Here is an 18,949-nt window from a genome sequence, read left to right on the forward strand (position 1 = left end):
TCCGGCGCTCCAGCGCCGGATCGACGGACCAGAACGGGTGGGGGTGGGAGCACCTAGGGTTGGGCGCCGTGCAGAACCGAGCCGGCTTGAGCCCGTGGCGGCGTGTCGACACCGACCCGCACGACTGGTTCTCGGCCGACGAGATTGCCAAGGCCAAGTCGTACGTGAAGCCGCTGCGGCGCGTCACGACGGCGGGCAAGTTGGTGGCCCTGCTCGTCGACCTGGTGGTGGTCGGCTTCCACGTGGCGCCCAACCTGCTCGACGCCCTCGACATGACGAACTGGGTCGGCCGTCTCGTCGTGACGGTCATGCTCATCACCGTCACCGGCACCGTCGCCTCGTTGCCCTTCGACGCCTGGCGCGAGCTCAACTACGACAAGCGGTGGGAGTTCTCCACCCAGACGGCCAAGGGCTTTGTCACAGACCAGCTCAAGGGCATCGCCCTCGGCGTGGTCTTGTTCGCCCTGATCTTCACGCCGCTGTGGGCGGTGATCCGGGCCACCGACCTGTGGTGGGTCTACGGGTGGCTGGTGGTGGCCGGCCTCTCGCTGGCCATCGGCGTGCTGGCGCCGGTCCTCATCATGCCGATCTTCAACAAGTTCACCCCGCTTGACGACGCCGACCTGAAGGCCGAACTGCTCGCCCTCGCCCGCCAAGCCGACGCCGACGTCAACGAGGTGCTGGTCTCCGACGCCAGCCGCCGCTCCCGCAAGGACAACGCCTTCGTCACCGGCATGGGCAAGACCCGGCGCCTGGTGCTCTTCGACACCATCCTGGCCCGCCCTCGTGAACAGCTCCGCAGTGTGAGCGCGCACGAGATCGGCCACTGGAAGCTCCACCACATCCGCCGCATGGTGCCCATGCAGCTGGCCATCCTCTTCGTCAGTTTCCTCGGGCTCTACCTCGTCCTCACGTGGGACGCCGCGCTCGACTTCGCCGGCGTGGAGACGGCGGGCGACCCGGCCGTGCTGCCGCTCTTCCTCCTGGTGTTCGGGGCCACCGGCGCCGTCACCAACCTGGCCGTGTCGTGGCTGAGCCGGGCCAACGAACGGGAAGCCGACATCTTCGCCCTGGAGGTCACCGGCGACGCCGACGCGTTCGTCGAGATGATCCGGTCGCTGTCGACCGACAACCTGGCCGACCTGGCCCCCTCGTGGTGGCGCCGGGTCACACAGACGCACCCCCCGTCGGCCGAACGGATGGCCATGGGCAAGGCGTGGGCCTCGGCCTCAGAAGCGCAGGGCGCCGCCCGATAGTCCCGCCCGCCGGGCGATGCCCCAGGCGGCCAACAGCAGGCCCACGGACAGTACGGCCAGTAGGGCCAACGCGGCGGGAAGCAACGGCCGCCGGTGGTCGGTGTCGGGAACCAGCAACGGCGGCGCGGCGACGGCGTCGGGTGCCGGGACGTCGAGCACGGGGGCGGCCGCTGCGACGGGCCCCGGTTCGGGGAACGCCTGCAGCGGCGCTTCCTCGGCGGGCGGCGGAGGCGGCGGAGGCGCGTCGCTCGTGCCCACTCGCAGCGTGAACAACGTCGAACGCAGGCCCAGCGCTCGGTCGAAGGCGATCCCGGTCACGACCTGTTGGCCCGCCGTGCCGTCGAGCACCACCTCCAGCGCCCGGCCCGAGGCGCCGGTGCGGGCGACGCGCACGTCGGTCACCGAGCCGGGATAGGCGAGCCGGGCGGCCACGTCGCGCAGCGCCACCTGCACGCTCCACGGGCCGGGGTCCTGCGTGGCGTACGGCGCCGACCGCAGGTAGGGGTGGGCGCCGTCGTCGGGCGTGCCGAAGCCCTCCGCGCGCGTCGCCGACACGCCCCCGCCGTTGGCCGAGTACACGGCGGCGATGAGGCGGCGTTGGTGGACGAGTACCTGCCCGCGGCTGTCGGCCACCGCCTTGTCCATGGCTCGGTACTCCGCGGCCGCACCGAGGTAGACCTGGCAGCGCTGGTCGTCGCACAGCTCGCCCGCGGCCCGCAGTGCGTAGGTGCGCGCCGCGATGGCCTGGGCCCGCAGCGAGGCGGGCGGCCACGACGGGTCACGCACCTCGCCCATGCCCCGCAGGTACGTCTCCACGTCGACGTGGTTGACCAGCCGCAGCGGCGAGCCCGACGCCGTGGCCTCGATGACGCCTCGGTACTGGCGGCCTCGCGCGGGCACACCGATCAGCCCGCTCGACACGGCCCACAGCGGCCGTGACGAAGACACCGATCCGGACGACGACGGCGACGGGGGCCGGGGCGCGGTCGTCGTACTGGTGGTCGAGGTCGACGACGAGGTGGTGGTGCTCGACGAGGTGGACGACGACGACGTGGACGTCGGGTCGGGGAGCGGCTGCGACCGAGAGGCTCGCGACGACGTGGACGAAGCCGCCGGGCGCCCGTCGCCCGACAGCACGTAGCGCGCCCCGTCGAAGCGAACCCGTACGACACCGCCCGCGGGGACGGCGACCGGGAAGCCGGGCGACTGCGCGCCCCCACGGGCATCCCGGACTTCGCCCCCCGAGGGGAACGACAACAGCGCCTCGTTGGCGGCGACCGGGGGCAGCACCACGACCCGCACCTCGCCGGAGGCCGTGCCCAGTGCGGTACCGGGATAGAAGTGCCCGAGGATCTGCGGCGTGGTGGCGCCGCCCTTGCCCATCCAGTAGGCGCCGTCTTGGGCCATGCCCACGCCGTGGCCGAAGCCCTTGCCGTCGATGGACACGACGGGCACGGATTCGGGCTGCGCGGCCACAGCCGCGAGGAGGAAGAGGAGGAGCCGCCGCACGAGGATCTCTATCGTGCCTCGTAGACTGGCCCGACGTGATCGAGCCCCTTGCCCCGTCGACCGGTTGGGGTGTCCTGCACCTGTTCTGCAAGGCCGGAGCCGCCGCCGATGCCGAGGCCGTCGTCACTGCTGTGAAGCAGGCGTCCGACGGCGACCACCAGGTCGTCACCTTCGCTGTGTTGGGCCACAAGGCCGACATCGGCTTTCTCGCCCTCGGCCCCGACGTGTGGCGGCTGCGCACCTTCCAATCGGCCCTGCAGCAGGCCGGCCTCGAAGTGGTCGACTCCTATGTCTCGCTCACCGAGGTGTCGGAGTACGCCAAGGGCATGCCCGAGCAGATGCTCGAAGCCCGCCTCCACCCCAAGCTGCCGCCCGAAGGGATGCGGGCCGTGTGCTTCTACCCCATGTCGAAGCGCCGGGCGGCCGAGGCCAACTGGTTCACCCTGCCCTACGAGGACCGCGAGCGGCTCATGCACGAGCACGGCGCGTCGGGCCGCACCTTCCGGGGCCGGGTGCTGCAACTGGTCACCGGCTCCACGGGCATCGACGATTACGAGTGGGGCGTCACGTTGTTCGCCGTGCACCCCGACGACCTCAAGGAGTGCGTCTACACGATGCGCTTCGACGAGGCCTCGGCCCGCTACGCCGATTTCGGCCCGTTCTTCACCGGCATGGTGGCCGACGTGGAGGACGTGCTGGCCGCCGCGGGCGTCACGCGCTGACGTCGCCGCCGAGGTAGGCGGCCTTCACCGACTCGTCGTCGAGCAGGTCGGACGCCTTGGCCGACTTCACCACCCGGCCTGTCTCCAGTACGTACGCCCGATGGGCGAGCCGCAGCGCCTGGGCGGCGTTCTGCTCGACCAGCAGGACGGTCGTGCCCTGTTCGTTGATCTCCCGGATGATCGAGAAGATCTGGGCCACGAGCATGGGCGCCAGCCCCATCGACGGCTCGTCGAGCAGCAGCACCCGGGGCCGCGCCATGAGCGCCCGGCCGATGGCCAGCATCTGCTGCTCGCCGCCCGACAGGGTGCCGCCCGCCTGCTTGCGCCGCTCCTGCAGCCGGGGGAAGAGGTCGAAGACCCGGTCGAGGTCGCCCCGGCGTTGCTCCCGACGGGCGTAGGCGCCCATCTCCAGGTTCTCCATCACGGTCATGCCCGGGAAGATGCCCCGGCCCTCGGGCGCTTGGCACAGCCCGAGCTCGACCAGCTTGTGGGGCTTCTCGCCCACGATGTCGTTGCCGTCGAAGACGATGCGCCCCGAGGTCACCGGCCGCACGCCGGAGATCGTCTTAAGCGTCGTGGTCTTGCCCGCGCCGTTGCCGCCGATGAGCGAGACGATCTCGCCCTCCTCCACGTTCAGCGACACCCCTTTGAGCGCTTCCACCTTGCCGTAGTGGACCCGCAGGTCCTCGATCTCAAGAAGCATCGGCCGGCATCCCCAGGTAGGCCTCGATCACCCGAGGGTTGGCTTGGATCTCCGCGGGCGGCCCTTCGGCGATCTTCTCGCCGAAGTCGAGGACGACCAATCGGTCGCACACGTTCATGACCAATCCCATGTCGTGCTCGATGAGCACGATCGTCATGCCCTGTTCGCGGATGCGCCGGATGAGGCGGATCAGCGCCTGCTTCTCCGACGGGTTCATGCCCGCGGCGGGCTCGTCGAGCAGAAGCACCTGCGGCCCGGTGGCCAGTGCCCGGGCGATCTCCAGCCGTCGCTGGTCGCCGTAGGGCAGGTTGCGGGCAGCGTCGCCCTCGCGGGCGGCGATGCCGACGAACTCGAGCAGGCGGCGAGCTTCCTCCCGTCCGCTGCGTTCCTCTTGGCGGTGGCGGGGGAGCCCCACCAGCGCGCCGGGGACGCTCGTCTTGTGGCGGGCGTCGGCACCCACCATCACGTTCTCCAGCGCCGACATGTTGGGGAACAGGCGGATGTTCTGGAACGTGCGGGCGATGCCCGCCTCGGCGATGCGATGGGGCCGCTTGCCGACGATCTTCCGCCCGTCGAGCGTGATGCTGCCGCGGGTCGGCTTGAACACGCCGGTGACGCAGTTGAACAGGGTGGTCTTGCCTGCGCCGTTGGGGCCGATGATGCCGAAGATCTCGCCCTTGCGGACGGTGAGCGACACGTCGCTGAGGGCGACCACGCCGCCGAACTCCATGCGCAACTGGTCGAGCACGAGCACCTCGACCGACTCCGACTCGGGCACGACCGCGTCGGGCAGCTCGTCGGTGGTGGGCTCGGGCGACGACGGGTCCGCGGCCGGGGGCAGCTGCTCGTCGACCCCATCGTCGGGCCCGGCATTGAGCGACGACGTGGCCCCGGCCTCGGCCAGCTCCGCCGCCCGTTGCCGGCTGGGCAACAAGCCCTGGGGTCGGAAGACCATCATCACCACCAAGGCCGCTCCGAAGATCAGCACCCGGTACTCGGTGATGTTCGCTTCGGCCCCGCCGATGACGGTATGGAGGACGTCGGCGATGCTCTCGCCCGCCGCCGCGTTGCGCAGGTACTCAGGCAAGAAAGCGACGGCGAAGGCGCCCGCCACCACGCCGGGCACCGACCCCATGCCGCCCAGCACGACGGCGGCCAGGATGGTGATGGAGAGGAACAGCGGGAAGTTGTCGGGGTTGATGTAGCCCACCCGGCTGGCGTAGATCCATCCGCCCAGCCCGCCCGTCGACGCGCCGACGGCGAAGGCCCACAGCTTCATGTTGAACGAGTGGACGCCCATGGCCTCGGCGGCGTCCTCGTCCTCCCGGATGGCGGCCCATGCCCGACCGACTCGCGACTTGGTGAGGCGCACGATCATCACGATGGCCAGCACCACCGAGGTCAGGACGATGAAGTAGTAGGGCAGCGGCTCCAACTGGAACTCCACCCCGAACAGCTCGCCCGGGTGGGGGATGCCGGTGATGCCGCGGGGGCCGCCCAGGGAGTCGCTGTTCTGGGCGACGATGCGCACGATCTCGCCGAAGCCGAGGGTCACGATGGCCAGGTAGTCGCCGCGCAGTCGCAACGTCGGCGCGCCCAGCACGACACCCGCGGCCATGGCGGCCAGGATGGCGACCGGCAGTGCCTCCCACGAGCTCCACCCCGACGAGGTGGTGAGCTTGGCCGTGGTGTAGGCGCCGACGGCGTAGAACGCCACGTACCCGAGGTCGAGCAGGCCCGCTTGCCCCACGACGATGTTGAGGCCCAGCGCCAGCAGCACGTAGATGCCCACCGGCGAGAACAGCACGCTCTGCCAGTAGCGGGTCAGTTCGGTGGGGATGAAGGCGGCTGCGGTGAGCGCGGCCAGGCAGATGAGCGTCTTCACCCACCACGGCTGCTTCGACCACAGGTTGGCCAGCGGTTCGACGACGGCCAGACGAGGACGACGCACCGTCATGCCCGTGCCTTTCCGAGAGATTCGCCGAGGATTCCCGTGGGCCGGAACAGCAACACCAGCACCAGCACGGCGAAGGCGAACACGTCCTTCCATTCGCCGCCGAGTACGGCGGCACCCCAGTTCTCCAGCAACCCGAGCGACAACCCGCCGACCAACGCCCCGCGGATGTTGCCGATGCCACCCAGCACGGCGGCGGTGAAGGCTTTGATGCCGGGCAGGAAGCCGATGTTGTAGCGGGCGTTCTCGAAGAAGATGCCGTAAAGGCCGCCTGCCGCGCCGGCCAGCAACCCGCCGAGCAGGAAGGTGAGCATGATCACCCGGTCGATGTTCACGCCCATCAACGCAGCCGTCTCGGAGTCCTGGGCGGTGGCCCGGATGCCGCGCCCCAACCGCGACTTGGCCACGAACCGTTCGAGGCCGATCATGAGGACGAGGGCGGCGAGGAACACCAAAACTTTGTCGTTGCGGATGTCGGCCCCGCCCAGGCTCGACAACTGGGTGCGTTCCAGCACCCGCGGGAAGGGCAGCAGGTTGCGCCCGTAGCGCAGGGCGAACAGTTCCTGCAGGAACAGCGACAAGCCGATGGCGGTGATGAGGGCCGCCAACCGCGGCGCGTTGCGCCGTCGCAGCGGCCGGTAGGCGATGCGCTCCATGACCACCGCGGTGATGCCGGAGGCCACCATGCCCGCCGCCATCATCAGCAGCAGGGTGCCCGCCAAGGCCAGGCCGCCCTTGGCGGGAGCGCCGGCGTCGATGCCCATGGCGTGGAGCGAGAACAGCGAGCCGAAGATGCCGATCATGAACACTTCGGAGTGGGCGAAATTGATGAGCCGCAGCACCCCGTACACGAGGGTGTACCCCAGGGCGATGAGGGCGTAGACGGACCCCAGCGTGAGCCCGTCGACCGTCTGAGACCAGAAGTCATCGCCCAGGCAACTGAAGCAAGCTTCGATGATGGCCCCCTTACGAAGGGAGGGAGGGCGCCGTCGACGCCCTCCCTCCGGTAAGCAGCATGTTGGGCGTGGCTACTTCAGCAGCTCGTCGGTGCTTCCGAGCAGTGTGAGCTTCCCGCCCTTGACCTCGAAGAAGAACACGCCCGTCGCCTTCACGTTGCCGTTGGCCTCGAACGAGATCCGCTTGGATATGCCGTCGTAGGAGTCGAGCTTCTCGACGTAGTCGAGCAGCTTCGGACGGTCGTCGTTCCCGGCCTTGATCCCCTGGATGAAGATGTTGGCCGCGTCGTAGCCCTCGGTCGAGTAGGTGCCGGGGTCCTTGCCGTTGAGCGTCTTGTAGTTGCGGGCGAACTCCCCGGCCTTGCCCGGCGAGTCGGCGGTGGCCAGGTTGCACGGGCAGGTGATCTGCGCACCCTCCGCACCTGAACCACCCGAGGCGATGAAGCCCGGGTCGAGCGCACCGTCGCCGCTGACGAAGGTGCCCTTCACGCCGGCGTCGGTGAGCTGCTTCTTGAGCCGGCCCGCCTCGGCGTAGTAGCCGCCGTAGAAGATGACGTCAGGAGCAGCACCGCGGACCTTGTTGACCGCAGCCGAGTAGTCCTGGGCCTTGGGGTCGATGGCCTCGACCAGCGCCGTACGGGCGCCCGCGGGCTCGACCAGCTTCTGCGTGCCCTCGGCCAGTGCCTTGCCGTAGTCGGTGTTGTCATGGACGTAGGCCACGGTCTTGGCGTTCAGCTTCTTGACGATGTAATCGGCCACGCCCTTTCCCTGGACATCGTCGTCGGGGATGACGCGGTGGAAGACCTTCTGGCTCGTGTCGAGCGTGGGCAGGGCCACGTTGGTGGCCGAGGCGCTGATCATCACCAAGCCGTTGGCGGCCAGGTCGGGCAGCACGGCGCGGGTCTCACCCGAGAAGGTGGGCCCGACGATGCCGATGATCGAGGTGTCGTTGATGTAGCGGTCCTTGATGGTCGTCGCCTGTGCGGCGTCGCCCTGGGTGTCGAACTCCACCATCTCGACGCGGACGTTGCCACCCGCCTTCTTGGCCTCGTCGACGGCGACCTTGATGCCGTCGCGGATGTTGATGCCGAGGTTCGCGGCGTCGCCGGTGAGCGGGCCCACGAAGGCGATCTTGACGGTCTTGGTCGGTTGATCGCCGCTGCCGCTACCAGCGTCGTTGTCGTCGTCGTCGTTGCCGCACGCCGCCAAGGCGAGGGCAGCAACGGCGAAGAGGGCAATGCTCCTGCGGAGCTTGCTTGATGCTCGCGACATGCGGGCGCCTCCTGTGGTTAGCCGATTGTCGTCGGAAGTGTATGCACGATCCGGGCAGAATCTGGGGTCGTGACGCAGCTTTTGTATCTGCGCGATGCCTACCTCTCCTCGTTTTCCGCCACGGTGGTCGAGACGCGGGACGATGCCGTCGCCTTGGACCGCACCGCTTTCTATGCCACCGGCAGCGGCCAGCCAAACGACACCGGGGTGCTGGCGGTCAACGAGGCGGTCACCGGCGAGCTCGACTTTGTGCGCCGCCATGCCCTCGTGCGCGCCCACACGGCGCTGCCCGTGTGCGGCGTCATCTGGCACGAATGGGGCAAGGCCGTCACGGGAGGCAACATGGAACCCTTGGCCGCTCGCATCGACTTCGAGTTCGACCCCCTGCCCGAGGGCTTCGGCGCGGCCGTGGACACCGAGTCGAAGGGCAAGGGCAACAAGCGCACCCGCATCGAGGTCGTCGATGCCTGACCTCGACGCCCTGCGCTCGTCGCTGCGCGACGTCGGCCCGGTGGTCGTTGCGTTCAGCGGCGGCGCCGACTCCGCCTTCCTGGCATGGGTGGCCAACGACGTGCTCGGCCCCGCCGGCGCTCACGCCGTCACCGCGGTGTCGCCGTCGTTGGCTCCCGAAGAACGAGCCGACTGCGAGGCGCTGGCTCGTGAGTGGGGGCTGCGGTGGACGGCCGTCGACACCGACGAGCTCGCCGACCCTGCGTACTCGGCCAACGACGGGCAGCGCTGTTACCACTGCAAGTCGACCCTCATGGACGCGCTGGCGCCGTTCGCCGAGGGCGCCACCGTGGTGCTCGGCGTGAACGTCGACGACCTGGGCGATCACCGGCCGGGGCAGCAGGCGGCGGCCGAGCGCGGGGCTCGCTTCCCCTTGGTCGACGCCGGTTTCACCAAGGCCGACGTGCGGGCGACCTCCGCTGCCCTGGGCCTTCGTACCTGGGACAAGCCCGCAGCGGCGTGCCTGGCATCCCGTGTCCCGTACGGCACGCCGGTCACCCTCGGGGTCCTGTCGTCGGTGGCTCGGGCGGAGTCGGCCTTGCGGGCGCTCGGCTTCCGGCAGCTGCGCGTTCGCCACTACGGTGACCTGGCTCGCATCGAACTCGACGGCGACGACCTGGCCGCAGCAGTGGCCCGGCGCGACGACGTCGTTGCTGCAGTGCGGGCGGCCGGCTACACCTACGTGACGCTCGACCTCGAAGGCTTCCGGTCGGGCAACCTCAACCGAGCCCTGGCGGGCAGGGAGACATCGTGACGAACGTCCGGGTGAAGATCACGTTCCCCGAGCACCTCATCAAGCAGCCGATCGTCGCCCGCCTCGTGCGCGAGTTCGACGTCATGCCCAACATCCGTCGGGCCAACGTCGAGGAGCACGTGGGGTGGATCGTGTGCGAGCTCGGTGGCGACGAGGCCGCCGTGGAGCGGGCCATCGAATGGCTGCACGACCTGGGCGTCGGGGTCGACCGCCTGGGCGACGTGGTCGAAAGCTGAGCCTTGCTCAAGAAGCTCCTGCTGTTCTTCCTGTTGCTGATCGTGGGCGCCTACGGGGTGCTCGACGTGGCCGCCAAGCGCATGGCGGAGCAGAAGCTGGCCGAGCGGGCCGAGGCGTCCGCAGGCGGCCAAGCCGAGGCGACGGCCGACGTCGACTCGTTCCCCTTCGTTCTCAAGCTGCTGGCCAGGGGGTCGGCGGGCGACATCTCCATCCACGTCACCGACGTGACTGCCTCCCAGCTGGAGTTCACCTCGGTCGACCTCGACCTGCGCGGGGTGAAGCTCGACAAGGGCAAGCTGCTCGCCGACCGGCGCCCTGAGGTGACCGACATCGACACCGGCACCCTCACCATTCGCATTGCCGCGGCCGCCATCTCGAAGGCGCTGCGGGGTCTGCCGGTGACGATCAGCGACGGCCGCGTAGAGGTCGAGGTGGCGGGCCAGGTGCGGACGGCCGACGTGACGCTTGCCGCGGGAGGCGCCCTGCGCATCGGCGTGCCCCGCGGGCCGAGCGTCACCGTGCAGGTGCCGCGTACAGCGTTGGGATCGTGCGACGCCACGGCGTTGAACGTCGACAACGACATGATCCGCCTCTCGTGCACGATGACGGAGATCCCGCCTGCGTTGTTGGCCGCCGCCCAGCGTTAGCTCCGGCCGTACACGCGGTCGGGCTCGACCAGCACGGCCACCCGGCGTTCGTCGGCCATGGCGCGGTCGTACTCGTCCCAGTCCTCGTGGGTGCCGCCCGCGGCGGTGAAGATCTCGCGGAGCAGGAGGCGGAGGCGCTCGGCGTCGACGCCCTCGAGGGGGTCGTCGGGACCGGCGAGCTCGACCGGTCCCTCGACAGCGGCCCACTGCCAACCGGCACGGATCACTACCGTGGTGCGGGGCCGGGCCCGGAGGTTGACGAGCCGCTGCGACGAACCCGCGGCCACGAAGCCCACGACCTGACGACCGGTCACCGGATGGTCGAGGACGCCGGCGTTCACGACGGAGGACTGGATGGTGCTGTCGGCACGGCTCGTCGACACCACGACGAGCCCATGGTCGAGGGGAACCAGGTCGGCGAACGCTTGGAGATCGGCCATGGCCGGGTTCTACTCGGTCACCCGGCGTTCCCGACGGGAAGTCTGTTGTTTTCCCTACAGTGCCGGCGTGGAACACCGAACTGACGCCGGGGAGGCACGGTCCGTCCGGAGGCTCCTTGTTCAGTACGGACGCGCCGTCAAAGTTTCGTTCGTGTACGACACGGATCTTCGACTGGCGGTGAATTGGAGGTTCGCACTGGCCTCGATCGTCTGCGCCGTGTTCGCCATGGTGGCCCTCGTCCAGTGCGTCCTTTTGAGCAGCCGACGCATGCCCAGCCTCCTGGCGGGGTTGGGCTTCCTCGCTCTGGCGGTCGCAAACGGCACGTACGTAACCGTCGCTGCCCGGCGGGCCGGGTTTCTCGACCCGAACTCTCCGCCCCCGCCCGAGCCGGATTGGTTGTGCCAGGACTGACCCAGGAGCGATCCGTGTTCTTCCGTAACCTCCTCGGCGGTTCGATCGCCGCCGCCTTCGGAGGAATCGGAATGGTGGTGAACGTCGGTGATGGTCCCCCGTTTTGGTCGAGTGCGGTGTTTGCACTCGCCGGTGTGGCCGGCATCGCGTTTGCCGTGTTGACCTACGAACCAGGACCGCGAGATGACGGGCCGCCTTCTCGGCCTGACGACGACGAACCCCGGTCGCCGACTGTCCCCGAGTGACAACACTTGCGGTCCCTACTCGGTCACTGAGGTCCACGTCGGGAAGGCGAGGTGGGAGACGCCTTGGTGCACCACGATGCGTCCCGCCTCGGCCAGCGTGGGCAGGCATCGGGCGGCGACGTCGGGACCGGCCATCGCCATGTAGTCGGCCACCGTCAGCAGTAGCGGGCCGGCGTCGAGGTCGCCCGGCTGTGTTCGGGCGTCGACCTCCAGCACGGGCCGGCACGGCGACGACGGGTCGGCGCACCAACAGTGGTAAACGACGCCCTCGAACACGGACACGGCGCGGATACGCATCTCGACCGGGCAGCATGGCGCATATGGACGAGCACGCCCGCGCCTTGGCCGACGCCATCGAAACAGCGCTTCCCGACTGGGTGGTGCGCTGCGTGACCCGTTTGGCCCCCGAGGCCCGGGCCGAAGCGGAGGAGGTGGGGCGACGGGCGGCCGCCGAAGTCGGCGGGGCAGTGCGGGAGTTGTTGGCCCAGGACATCGATGAGCAGCACTCGACGCCGCTCACCATCCTGCGGGGCGCCATCGCCTACCCCACCGAGGTGCTGCGCAACGCGGGCGTCGAGCCGGTCGACCGCGACCCGTACTCCGTCGAGCGGTTCCCCGACGACGACTACGACCTGACGCCCGCCACCTTCGCCGACATCGACCCGGCGCTGGCCGAACTCGGCATCGCCTGGGGCGCGGCCAAGGCGTTCGCCCACAAGCAACGGCACGGCTCGGCATGACGACGGTCGCGGCGTACGTGCCCGACCTCATGGACCGCTCCAAGGTGGCGGCGGCAGGCAAAGTCACGTTCGCCCGCACCCCCGCCGACCTGGTCGAGGTCGACGCCGACATCGTGGTCGTCGACCTGTCGCGTGCGGGCGTGCTCGACGTCCTCCCGTCACTGGCAGGCAGGCGGGTGATCGGGTTCGGCAGCCACGTCGACACCGCATTGCTCGACGCGGCGCGGGCCGCGGGCGTGACAGAGGTACTGCCCCGGTCGAAGTTCTTCAGCCGCCTGGCGGAGCTGCTCGGGGGGGCATGAGGCGGCTCGCGGGAACAACGCGAACGTGCACCGGGCTCCCGGTAGCCTTCACGTGTGGCAATCGCCGATCCAGACCGTGCGACGCCGCCTCTTCGCCCTGTGGTCGAGGCGAAGCGTGAGGCGATTCGAGCGGCTGTGGCGCGCCACCACGGGCGACGCGTCCGCCTCTTCGGGTCGGTCGCTCGAGGCGACGACCGTCCCGGTAGTGACGTAGATCTGTTGGTCGACTTCGACGCCGAGAGCTCGCTGTTCGACGTCATCCGCCTCACTCGGGAGCTGGAGGAGCTGCTCGGCCTCCCCGTCGACGTGGTCTCCACCGGCGGCTTGAAGGATCGAGACGTTCGCATCCTCGCCGAGGCCATCGAGCTATGAGCAGGAGCGACGACGAGCGCGTCGCCGACATCCTCGAAGCGGCCGCCGAAGTCGGCGCCTTGGTGGCCTCAGGTCGCGAGGAGTGGGACCGAGACCGCACCCGGCGGCTCGCTGTCGAACGATTGCTGGAGATCATCGGCGAGGCCGCGCGCGCACTGAGCGACGAGGGGCGCGCCCGATATGGCGAGGTGCCTTGGCCGGACGTGGTCGGCTTGCGCACGGTCCTGGCACACCATTACCACCGAGTCGACCCCAACCAGGTGTGGACGATCGCCACAATCGAGGTACCTCGCCTCGTTCGGCATCTCGCCCCAGACGCCTGACGCAGGACTCGGCGGAAGCGGTCCCGTCAGTCGCGGCGGTTGGGGTCGATGGTCCAGCCTTGGTCGGCCACCTTGCGCGCTTCGAAGAACAAGCACCCCTCGGGGCACGCGAACGGGTCGAGGTCGGCCACGTCGAGGCGGCACCGCTGGATGCGCTCCAAGGCCGATGCCGTGCGCTCGATGTAGTGGCGACAGTCGTTGCGCACGCCCATGGCCCCTATGGTACGGGCCGATGGCCGAACGTCTGATCGTGATCGGGGGCGACGCAGGGGGGATGGCCGCGGCCACCCAGGCCCGGCGCCTGCGCCCCGACATGGAGATCATCGCCTTGGAAAAGGGGCGGTGGACGAGCTACTCGGCGTGCGGCATCCCCTACCTGGTCGGCGGCGATGTCGGCACCCTCGACGAGCTGGTCGTGCGCACGCCGCAGAAGTTCCGCGACAGGAACCTCATCGACGTGCGCACCCGCCACGAGGTCATGGCCCTCGACCTCGACAAGCGCACTGTCGAGGTGCGCGACCACGAACACGGCCGCACCTACGCCACAAGCTTCGACACGCTGCACCTCGGCCTCGGCGCCAAGCCCCTGCGGCCCGACCTGCCTGGCGCCGACCTCCCGCACGTCCGCGGCGTGCAGACGCTGGAGGACGCCACCCACCTGCTCGCCTTGGCGGAGAGCGGCGAGTGCCGCGACGTGGTGGTCGTCGGCGGTGGCTACATCGGGCTGGAGATGGCCGAGGCGTTCGTGAAGCGGGGCGCCGCCGTGACCATCGTGGAGCAGGCGCCCGAGGTCATGACCACCCTCGACCCCGACATGGGTGCGCTGGTGAGCGAGGCCATTCGGGGCCAAGGCATCACCGTGCGCTGTGGCGAGGCGGTCCAAAGGTTCGAGGACAAAGCCGTGGTCACCGAACACGGCACGCTGCGTGCCGACCTCGTGGTCCTCGGCCTTGGCGTGGTGCCCAACACCCGGCTGGCGGCGGACGCCGGCATCGCCACCGGTGCCAAAGGGGCGGTCGTCGTGGACCCCCGGCAACACACGTCGGCCGAAGGGGTGTGGGCGGCGGGCGACTGTTGCGAGTCGTTCCACCTCGTCTCGCGGCGACACGTGAACATCGCGCTGGGCACGCATGCCAACAAGCAGGCCCGGGTGGCGGGCATCAACATCGGGGGCGGCTACGCCACATTCCCCGGGGTGGTCGGCACGGCTGCCACCAAGCTGTGCGGCACCGAGATCGCCCGCACCGGCCTGAGCGAGCGCGAGGCCACAGCCGCAGGCTTCGGCTACGAAGCGGTCACCATCACATCGACGACGCGGGCCGGCTACTTCCCCGGCGCCGGGAAGATCACGGTGAAGCTGCTGGCCGAGAAGCGGTCGGGCCGCGTGCTGGGGGCGCAGTTGGTCGGCTTCGAAGGCGCCGCCAAACGGGTCGACGTGTTGGCCACCGCCATCACCGTCGGCATGACCGTCGAGCAGATGACGGCGCTCGACCTGTCGTACGCCCCTCCCTTCGCCCCCGTGTGGGACCCCGTGCTCGTCGCTGCCCGAAAGGCCGCCGAAGCCCTCGCTCGCTAGTTCATCTAGACGAAACATTGCGAGAACGGGAGGGAAACACCCTGTCGCCATGCTGACCCTCGACCGCTGTGGTCTCTCGGAGAGGGAGGGGTATGGAACCGGATACCGGCAACACCGCCTGGGTGCTGATCTCGGCATCGCTGGTGTTGTTCATGACGCCGGGCTTGGCGTTCTTCTACGGCGGGATGGTGCGCGCCAAGAACGTCCTCGGCATGCTCATGCAGAACTTCTTCAGCATGGGCCTCGTCAGCGTCCTGTGGGCCTTGGTGGTGTTCAGCCTGGCCTTCGGCGACGGTGGCTCGTTCATCGGCAACTTCGACTTCGTGGGGTTGAAGGGCATCGGCGACATCGATGTCCAGCTTCCCGGCTACGTCGACAACCTGGCCTTGACGATCCCGCCGATCGTGTTCGTGGCGTACCAGATGATGTTCGCCATCATCACGCCCGCACTGATCACGGGCGCCACCGCCGACCGCATGAAGTTCGCGGCGTGGGTGGCGTTCCTGGGACTGTGGCTGGTGCTGGTCTACGCACCGGTTGCCCACTGGGTGTTCAGCCCGACGGGCTGGCTGTTCCAGCGGGGTGCGCTCGACTTCGCGGGCGGCACGGTCGTGCACATCAATGCCGGCATCGCCGCCTTGGTGCTGTGCATCGTGCTGGGCAAGCGCAAGGGCTGGCCTCGTGAAGGCATGCCCCCGCACAACCTGCCCTGGACCCTGCTCGGCACCGGCATCCTGTGGTTCGGCTGGTTCGGCTTCAACGCCGGCTCGGCCTTGGGTGCCAACAACCTGGCGGGCCAGGCCCTGCTCAACACCCACTTGGCTGCAGCCATGGGCATGCTGGCCTGGCTGGTGGTGGAGAAGGTGAAGGACGGCCATGCCACCACCCTCGGGGCAGCATCCGGTGCGGTGGCGGGCCTGGTGGCCATCACCCCCTGTGCGGGCTTCGTCGGCGGGCTGGCGCCGTTGGCCATCGGTGGTGCTGCCGGCGTGATCTGCTACCTGGCCATCCAGTTGAAGTTCAAGCTGGGCTACGACGACTCGCTCGACGTGGTGGGCGTCCACCTGGTGGGCGGCATCGTCGGGTCGATCATGCTGGGGCTGTTCGCCGACACCAAGGTCAACTCGGGCGGCTTCGACAGCGTCTTCTTCGGCGGGAGCACCGACCTGCTGGTCGACCAGCTTGTCGCCGTGGGTGCCACCATCGTGTTCTCCGGGATCGTCACCTTGATCATCGCCAAGGCAATCGACCTGGTGATCGGCCTGCGGGTCGACGACGACGCCGAAGATGTTGGGCTCGACCAGTCCCAGCACGCCGAAGGCGCCTACAACTTGGGTGACATCGCCATGGGGAGGGTCGGCTCGTGAAGCTGGTTACCGCAATCGTCAAGCCGTTCAAGGTCGACGACGTGAAGGCTGCGTTGAAGGCCCTCGGCGTGCAGGGCATGACCGTCAGCGAAGCCCAGGGCTTCGGCCGCCAGCGAGGCCACACCGAGGTGTACCGGGGTGCCGAGTACACGGTCGACTTCGTGCCGAAGGTGCGGGTCGAGGTGCTGGCTCCCGACGCCGACGTCGACAGGGTGGTCGACGCCATCGTCACTGCGGCCCGCACCGACAAGATCGGTGACGGCAAGGTGTGGGTCACGCCGGTCGAAGGCGTCACCCGCATCCGGACGGGAGAGCGTGACAACGACGCCCTCTGAGTTCCGGGCGCAACGCTCGGCATTGCTGCAGGAGGCGGGGCTTTCCGGCCCCGCCTTCTGTCGCGCCTACGCCTCGCTGGCCGACTCGTGGCTGGGGTCGTTGCTGGGCGACGAGCGGGGCGTGGCCCTGGTCGCCGTCGGGGGGTACGGACGTGGCGAACTGGCGCCGTGCAGCGACCTCGACGTGGTGCTCGTACACGACGGCCGCAAGGACATCGGCGAGGTGGCCGAACGGATCTGGTACCCCATCTGGGACGCGGGCCTCGCCCTCGACCACAGCGTGCGGACGGTGAAGCAGGCGTTGGCCGTGGCGACGGCCGACCTCAAGGCGGCCCTGGGGTTGCTGGAGGCGCGCTGGGTGGCGGGCGACGTGGGATTGGCCGGGGAGTTGGCGACCCGGGCCACCGAGCAGTGGCAAAAGCAGTGGAAGCACTGGATGCCCCGGCTCGACGAATCCGTGCGGGCGCGGCACGCCGAGTTCGAGGAGGTGGCCTTCCTGCTCGAACCGGAGTTGAAGGAAGGACGCGGCGGCTTGCGCGATGCCCACTTGTTGCGGGTGCTCCCGTCGACGGCCGACGTGAGCGCGGCGCACGACGTACTGCTGCGGGTGCGCGTGGCCTTGCACCTGCGAGCGGACCGGGCGCTCGACCGTCTGCTGCTGCAAGAGCAGGACGCCGTGGCTGCCGACTTGGGCTACGCCGATGCCGACCTGTTGATGGCCGATGTCGCCGCCGCAGGACGGGCCGTTGCCTGGGCGGGCGACGACGTGTGGTCGCGGCTGCGCACCAAGGCCAAGTGGAAGAACGGCGTGTTGGCCCCCGGCGTCGTGTTGCGGGGCGGGGAGGTGGCGCTCGACACCGAGGCCCGCCCGGCGTCCGACCCCGGCCTGGCATTGCGGGCAGGGGCGCAGGTGGCGCGCACGGGGGCGCCGTTCTCCCGGGAGGCGCTCGACCGGCTGGCGGTCGAGGTCCCCGACCCTGGCGACCCGTGGAGCGACGACGTGCGCGGCGCGCTGGTGGCGTTGCTGGGTGCGGGACCCGCTGCCATCCCTGTGTTGGAGACGCTCGACCAGAAGGGGCTGTTGGTGCGGCTGCTCCCCGAGTGGGCGGCAGTGCGCAGCAAGCCGCAACGCAACGCCTATCACCGCTTCACCGTCGACCGGCACCTGTTGGAGACGGCGGCCAACGCCGCGGCACTGTTGCGCCGGGTGGCCCGACCCGACCTGTTGTTGCTCGGCGCGCTGCTGCACGACATCGGCAAGGGGTTCCCTGGCGACCACACCGAGGTGGGCATGGATCTCGTGGCCGCGGTCGGCGCACGCATGGGCTTGCCCAAGCCTGATGTCGATGTGCTCGTCGCCATGGTGCGCCACCACCTGCTGCTGCCCGACGCCGCCACCCGCCGCGACATCGACGACCCCGCCACCATCGAGACGGTGGCCGAGGCGGTCGGTGACCGCGACACGCTCGAACTGTTGGCCGCGCTCACCGAGGCCGACAGCCTGGCTACCGGCCCGTCGGCGTGGGGGGCGTGGAAGGCGGGGCTGGTGAGCGAGTTGGCAGCGCGGGTGGCTCGTCGACTGGAAGGCGATGCGCCCGCGGCCCAGGCCTCGACATTGCCGACGCCGGAGCATGTGGCCCTGATGGCGCAGCGGGAGGTGGTCGTGCAGCAGGACGGCGACCGGCTGACGGTGGTGGCGCCCGACCGACCGGGCTTATTCGCCCGCGTGGCGGGCACGTTGTCGTTGCACGGGCTCGATGTGCGCTCCGCCGCTGTGGCGTCGAGCGACGACGGCATGGCGGTCGAGGTGTTCGAGGTCGAGCCCGCCTTCGGCTCGCAGCCCGAGTGGCCGCGGGTGACGGCCGACGTGGAGCGGGCGCTGGGCGGGCGGCTGGCACTCGACGCCCGACTGACCGAGCGGGCGCGGGTGTACGCCCGCCGCCGTGCGTCGGCCGCCCGGCCCGCCGAGCCGCGAGTGCTGATCGACAACGACGCCACGTCCGCGGCGACGGTGGTGGAGGTACGGGCGCCCGACGACGTCGGCGTGCTGTACCGCATCACCCGGGCACTGGCCGACGCCGACCTCGACGTACGTCGGGCCAAGGTGTCGACCTTGGGACACGAGGTGGTCGACGCTTTCTACGTGGTCGACCGCGAGGGCCGGAAGGTCGAGGACCAGGAGCACTTGGCCGAGGTCGAGCGCGCCATCCTCGACGCCCTCACCCGCCACTGACCCCCGCCCCGAGTACATAAGGTGCCGAAGAGAGCGCGGACTGCGTGTTCACGAAACGGCCCTGCCGTTTTCGACCGAGGTGTG

General features: G+C 69.6%; 23 protein-coding genes. 15 read left to right on the forward strand and 8 right to left on the reverse strand.

Annotation, left to right across the window (positions count from 1 at the left end; all coding sequences use genetic code 11):
- On the forward strand, positions 1-1,256 hold a 1,256-nt coding region (locus VM938_07275; GenBank protein ID HVF74833.1), incomplete at its 5' end, for a M48 family metallopeptidase.
- On the opposite strand, the gene VM938_07280 is transcribed toward VM938_07275, so the two are convergent.
- Entirely contained in the window at positions 1,230-2,765 is a 1,536-nt protein-coding gene (locus VM938_07280; protein ID HVF74834.1) for a SpoIID/LytB domain-containing protein, read from the reverse strand. The genes VM938_07275 and VM938_07280 overlap by 27 nt on opposite strands.
- Positions 2,766-2,800: 35 nt before the next feature.
- Here VM938_07280 and VM938_07285 point away from each other — a divergent pair, with 35 nt between their 5' ends.
- Positions 2,801-3,487: a chlorite dismutase family protein gene (locus tag VM938_07285; GenBank protein HVF74835.1), complete on the forward strand. Its 687-nt coding sequence runs from the start codon at positions 2,801-2,803 to the stop codon at positions 3,485-3,487.
- Here the strand turns inward: VM938_07285 and VM938_07290 are convergent.
- From VM938_07290 to VM938_07305, 4 genes are all read right to left on the reverse strand, one after another.
- Entirely contained in the window at positions 3,477-4,190 is a 714-nt protein-coding gene (locus VM938_07290) for an ABC transporter ATP-binding protein (GenBank protein ID HVF74836.1), read from the reverse strand. The two genes, VM938_07285 and VM938_07290, sit on opposite strands and share 11 nt — an antisense overlap.
- The gene (locus tag VM938_07295) at positions 4,180-6,147 is read right to left on the reverse strand and encodes an ATP-binding cassette domain-containing protein (protein ID HVF74837.1); all 1,968 of its coding nucleotides are present in this window, start codon (positions 6,145-6,147) and stop codon (positions 4,180-4,182) included. The genes VM938_07290 and VM938_07295 overlap by 11 nt, the downstream gene beginning before the upstream one ends.
- Entirely contained in the window at positions 6,144-7,103 is a 960-nt protein-coding gene (locus tag VM938_07300; protein ID HVF74838.1) for a branched-chain amino acid ABC transporter permease, read from the reverse strand. The genes VM938_07295 and VM938_07300 overlap by 4 nt, the downstream gene beginning before the upstream one ends.
- A 69-nt stretch (positions 7,104-7,172) precedes the next feature.
- Positions 7,173-8,372, reverse strand: a complete 1,200-nt coding sequence (locus tag VM938_07305; protein HVF74839.1) for a branched-chain amino acid ABC transporter substrate-binding protein — start codon at positions 8,370-8,372, stop codon at positions 7,173-7,175.
- 69 nt (positions 8,373-8,441) lie between these two features.
- Here VM938_07305 and VM938_07310 point away from each other — a divergent pair, with 69 nt between their 5' ends.
- Genes VM938_07310 through VM938_07325 form a run of 4 tightly spaced genes read left to right on the forward strand, consistent with a single transcriptional unit; the run spans position 8,442 to position 10,520 of the window.
- Positions 8,442-8,843, forward strand: coding sequence for a hypothetical protein (locus VM938_07310; protein ID HVF74840.1), 402 nt, complete (start codon positions 8,442-8,444; stop codon positions 8,841-8,843).
- Positions 8,836-9,636: an ATP-dependent sacrificial sulfur transferase LarE gene (gene larE / locus VM938_07315; GenBank protein HVF74841.1), complete on the forward strand. Its 801-nt coding sequence runs from the start codon at positions 8,836-8,838 to the stop codon at positions 9,634-9,636. The genes VM938_07310 and larE overlap by 8 nt, the downstream gene beginning before the upstream one ends.
- Complete coding sequence (locus VM938_07320) at positions 9,633-9,872, forward strand: NIL domain-containing protein (protein HVF74842.1); 240 nt, start codon at positions 9,633-9,635, stop codon at positions 9,870-9,872. The genes larE and VM938_07320 overlap by 4 nt, the downstream gene beginning before the upstream one ends.
- A 3-nt stretch (positions 9,873-9,875) precedes the next feature.
- A complete protein-coding gene (locus VM938_07325) occupies positions 9,876-10,520 on the forward strand; it encodes an LmeA family phospholipid-binding protein (protein HVF74843.1) in 645 nt (214 codons plus the stop codon).
- Here VM938_07325 and VM938_07330 read toward each other — a convergent pair.
- Positions 10,517-10,960, reverse strand: a complete 444-nt coding sequence (locus VM938_07330) for a TIGR03618 family F420-dependent PPOX class oxidoreductase (GenBank protein HVF74844.1) — start codon at positions 10,958-10,960, stop codon at positions 10,517-10,519. The two genes, VM938_07325 and VM938_07330, sit on opposite strands and share 4 nt — an antisense overlap.
- A 178-nt stretch (positions 10,961-11,138) precedes the next feature.
- Here VM938_07330 and VM938_07335 point away from each other — a divergent pair, with 178 nt between their 5' ends.
- Positions 11,139-11,372 carry a hypothetical protein gene (locus tag VM938_07335; protein ID HVF74845.1) on the forward strand — a complete coding sequence of 78 codons (234 nt, stop codon included), beginning with the start codon at positions 11,139-11,141 and terminating at the stop codon, positions 11,370-11,372.
- A gap of 260 nt (positions 11,373-11,632) precedes the next feature.
- On the opposite strand, the gene VM938_07340 is transcribed toward VM938_07335, so the two are convergent.
- Positions 11,633-11,899 carry a hypothetical protein gene (locus tag VM938_07340; GenBank protein ID HVF74846.1) on the reverse strand — a complete coding sequence of 89 codons (267 nt, stop codon included), beginning with the start codon at positions 11,897-11,899 and terminating at the stop codon, positions 11,633-11,635.
- A 38-nt stretch (positions 11,900-11,937) separates the two neighbouring features.
- On the opposite strand from VM938_07340, the gene VM938_07345 reads away from it, so the two are divergent.
- The 4 genes from VM938_07345 (at position 11,938) to VM938_07360 (ending at position 13,354) form a co-directional block, all read left to right on the forward strand.
- Positions 11,938-12,357 (forward strand): hypothetical protein, encoded by a 420-nt coding sequence (locus tag VM938_07345; protein HVF74847.1) that lies wholly within the window; start codon positions 11,938-11,940, stop codon positions 12,355-12,357.
- A complete protein-coding gene (locus tag VM938_07350; GenBank protein HVF74848.1) occupies positions 12,354-12,659 on the forward strand; it encodes a hypothetical protein in 306 nt (101 codons plus the stop codon). The genes VM938_07345 and VM938_07350 overlap by 4 nt, the downstream gene beginning before the upstream one ends.
- 135 nt (positions 12,660-12,794) lie before the next feature.
- Positions 12,795-13,031 (forward strand): nucleotidyltransferase domain-containing protein, encoded by a 237-nt coding sequence (locus tag VM938_07355; GenBank protein ID HVF74849.1) that lies wholly within the window; start codon positions 12,795-12,797, stop codon positions 13,029-13,031.
- Positions 13,028-13,354 carry a HepT-like ribonuclease domain-containing protein gene (locus VM938_07360; GenBank protein HVF74850.1) on the forward strand — a complete coding sequence of 109 codons (327 nt, stop codon included), beginning with the start codon at positions 13,028-13,030 and terminating at the stop codon, positions 13,352-13,354. Before VM938_07355 ends, VM938_07360 begins: the two co-directional genes overlap by 4 nt.
- A 26-nt stretch (positions 13,355-13,380) precedes the next feature.
- Here the strand turns inward: VM938_07360 and VM938_07365 are convergent, their stop codons facing one another.
- Positions 13,381-13,566 (reverse strand): hypothetical protein, encoded by a 186-nt coding sequence (locus VM938_07365; protein ID HVF74851.1) that lies wholly within the window; start codon positions 13,564-13,566, stop codon positions 13,381-13,383.
- A 20-nt stretch (positions 13,567-13,586) separates the two neighbouring features.
- Between VM938_07365 and VM938_07370 the strand changes: the two genes are divergently transcribed.
- The 4 genes from VM938_07370 (at position 13,587) to VM938_07385 (ending at position 18,865) form a co-directional block, all read left to right on the forward strand.
- On the forward strand, positions 13,587-14,930 hold the full coding sequence (locus VM938_07370; GenBank protein HVF74852.1) for an FAD-dependent oxidoreductase: 1,344 nt from the start codon (positions 13,587-13,589) through the stop codon (positions 14,928-14,930).
- 92 nt (positions 14,931-15,022) lie between these two features.
- Positions 15,023-16,297 (forward strand): ammonium transporter, encoded by a 1,275-nt coding sequence (locus VM938_07375; protein HVF74853.1) that lies wholly within the window; start codon positions 15,023-15,025, stop codon positions 16,295-16,297.
- Entirely contained in the window at positions 16,294-16,632 is a 339-nt protein-coding gene (locus VM938_07380) for a P-II family nitrogen regulator (protein HVF74854.1), read from the forward strand. Before VM938_07375 ends, VM938_07380 begins: the two co-directional genes overlap by 4 nt.
- Positions 16,613-18,865 (forward strand): [protein-PII] uridylyltransferase, encoded by a 2,253-nt coding sequence (locus VM938_07385; GenBank protein ID HVF74855.1) that lies wholly within the window; start codon positions 16,613-16,615, stop codon positions 18,863-18,865. Before VM938_07380 ends, VM938_07385 begins: the two co-directional genes overlap by 20 nt.
- The last annotated feature ends 84 nt before the right edge of the window (positions 18,866-18,949 follow it).

The organism is Acidimicrobiales bacterium (assembly GCA_035536915.1).
Classification (GTDB): Bacteria; Actinomycetota; Acidimicrobiia; order Acidimicrobiales; family JAHWLA01; genus JAHWLA01.

What these genes read in the sequence shown, in the direction of transcription:
- VM938_07360 (HVF74850.1), top strand. Translation starts at nt 13,028, where the DNA reads ATGAGCAGGAGCGACGACGAGCGCGTCGCCGACATCCTCGAAGCGGCC.
- VM938_07345 (HVF74847.1), top strand. Translation starts at nt 11,938, where the DNA reads ATGGACGAGCACGCCCGCGCCTTGGCCGACGCCATCGAAACAGCGCTT.
- larE (HVF74841.1), top strand. Translation starts at nt 8,836, where the DNA reads ATGCCTGACCTCGACGCCCTGCGCTCGTCGCTGCGCGACGTCGGCCCG.
- VM938_07305 (HVF74839.1), bottom strand. Translation starts at nt 8,372, where the DNA reads ATGTCGCGAGCATCAAGCAAGCTCCGCAGGAGCATTGCCCTCTTCGCC.
- VM938_07330 (HVF74844.1), bottom strand. Translation starts at nt 10,960, where the DNA reads ATGGCCGATCTCCAAGCGTTCGCCGACCTGGTTCCCCTCGACCATGGG.
- VM938_07365 (HVF74851.1), bottom strand. Translation starts at nt 13,566, where the DNA reads ATGGGCGTGCGCAACGACTGTCGCCACTACATCGAGCGCACGGCATCG.
- VM938_07375 (HVF74853.1), top strand. Translation starts at nt 15,023, where the DNA reads ATGGAACCGGATACCGGCAACACCGCCTGGGTGCTGATCTCGGCATCG.
- VM938_07350 (HVF74848.1), top strand. Translation starts at nt 12,354, where the DNA reads ATGACGACGGTCGCGGCGTACGTGCCCGACCTCATGGACCGCTCCAAG.
- VM938_07295 (HVF74837.1), bottom strand. Translation starts at nt 6,147, where the DNA reads ATGACGGTGCGTCGTCCTCGTCTGGCCGTCGTCGAACCGCTGGCCAAC.
- VM938_07290 (HVF74836.1), bottom strand. Translation starts at nt 4,190, where the DNA reads ATGCTTCTTGAGATCGAGGACCTGCGGGTCCACTACGGCAAGGTGGAA.
- VM938_07370 (HVF74852.1), top strand. Translation starts at nt 13,587, where the DNA reads ATGGCCGAACGTCTGATCGTGATCGGGGGCGACGCAGGGGGGATGGCC.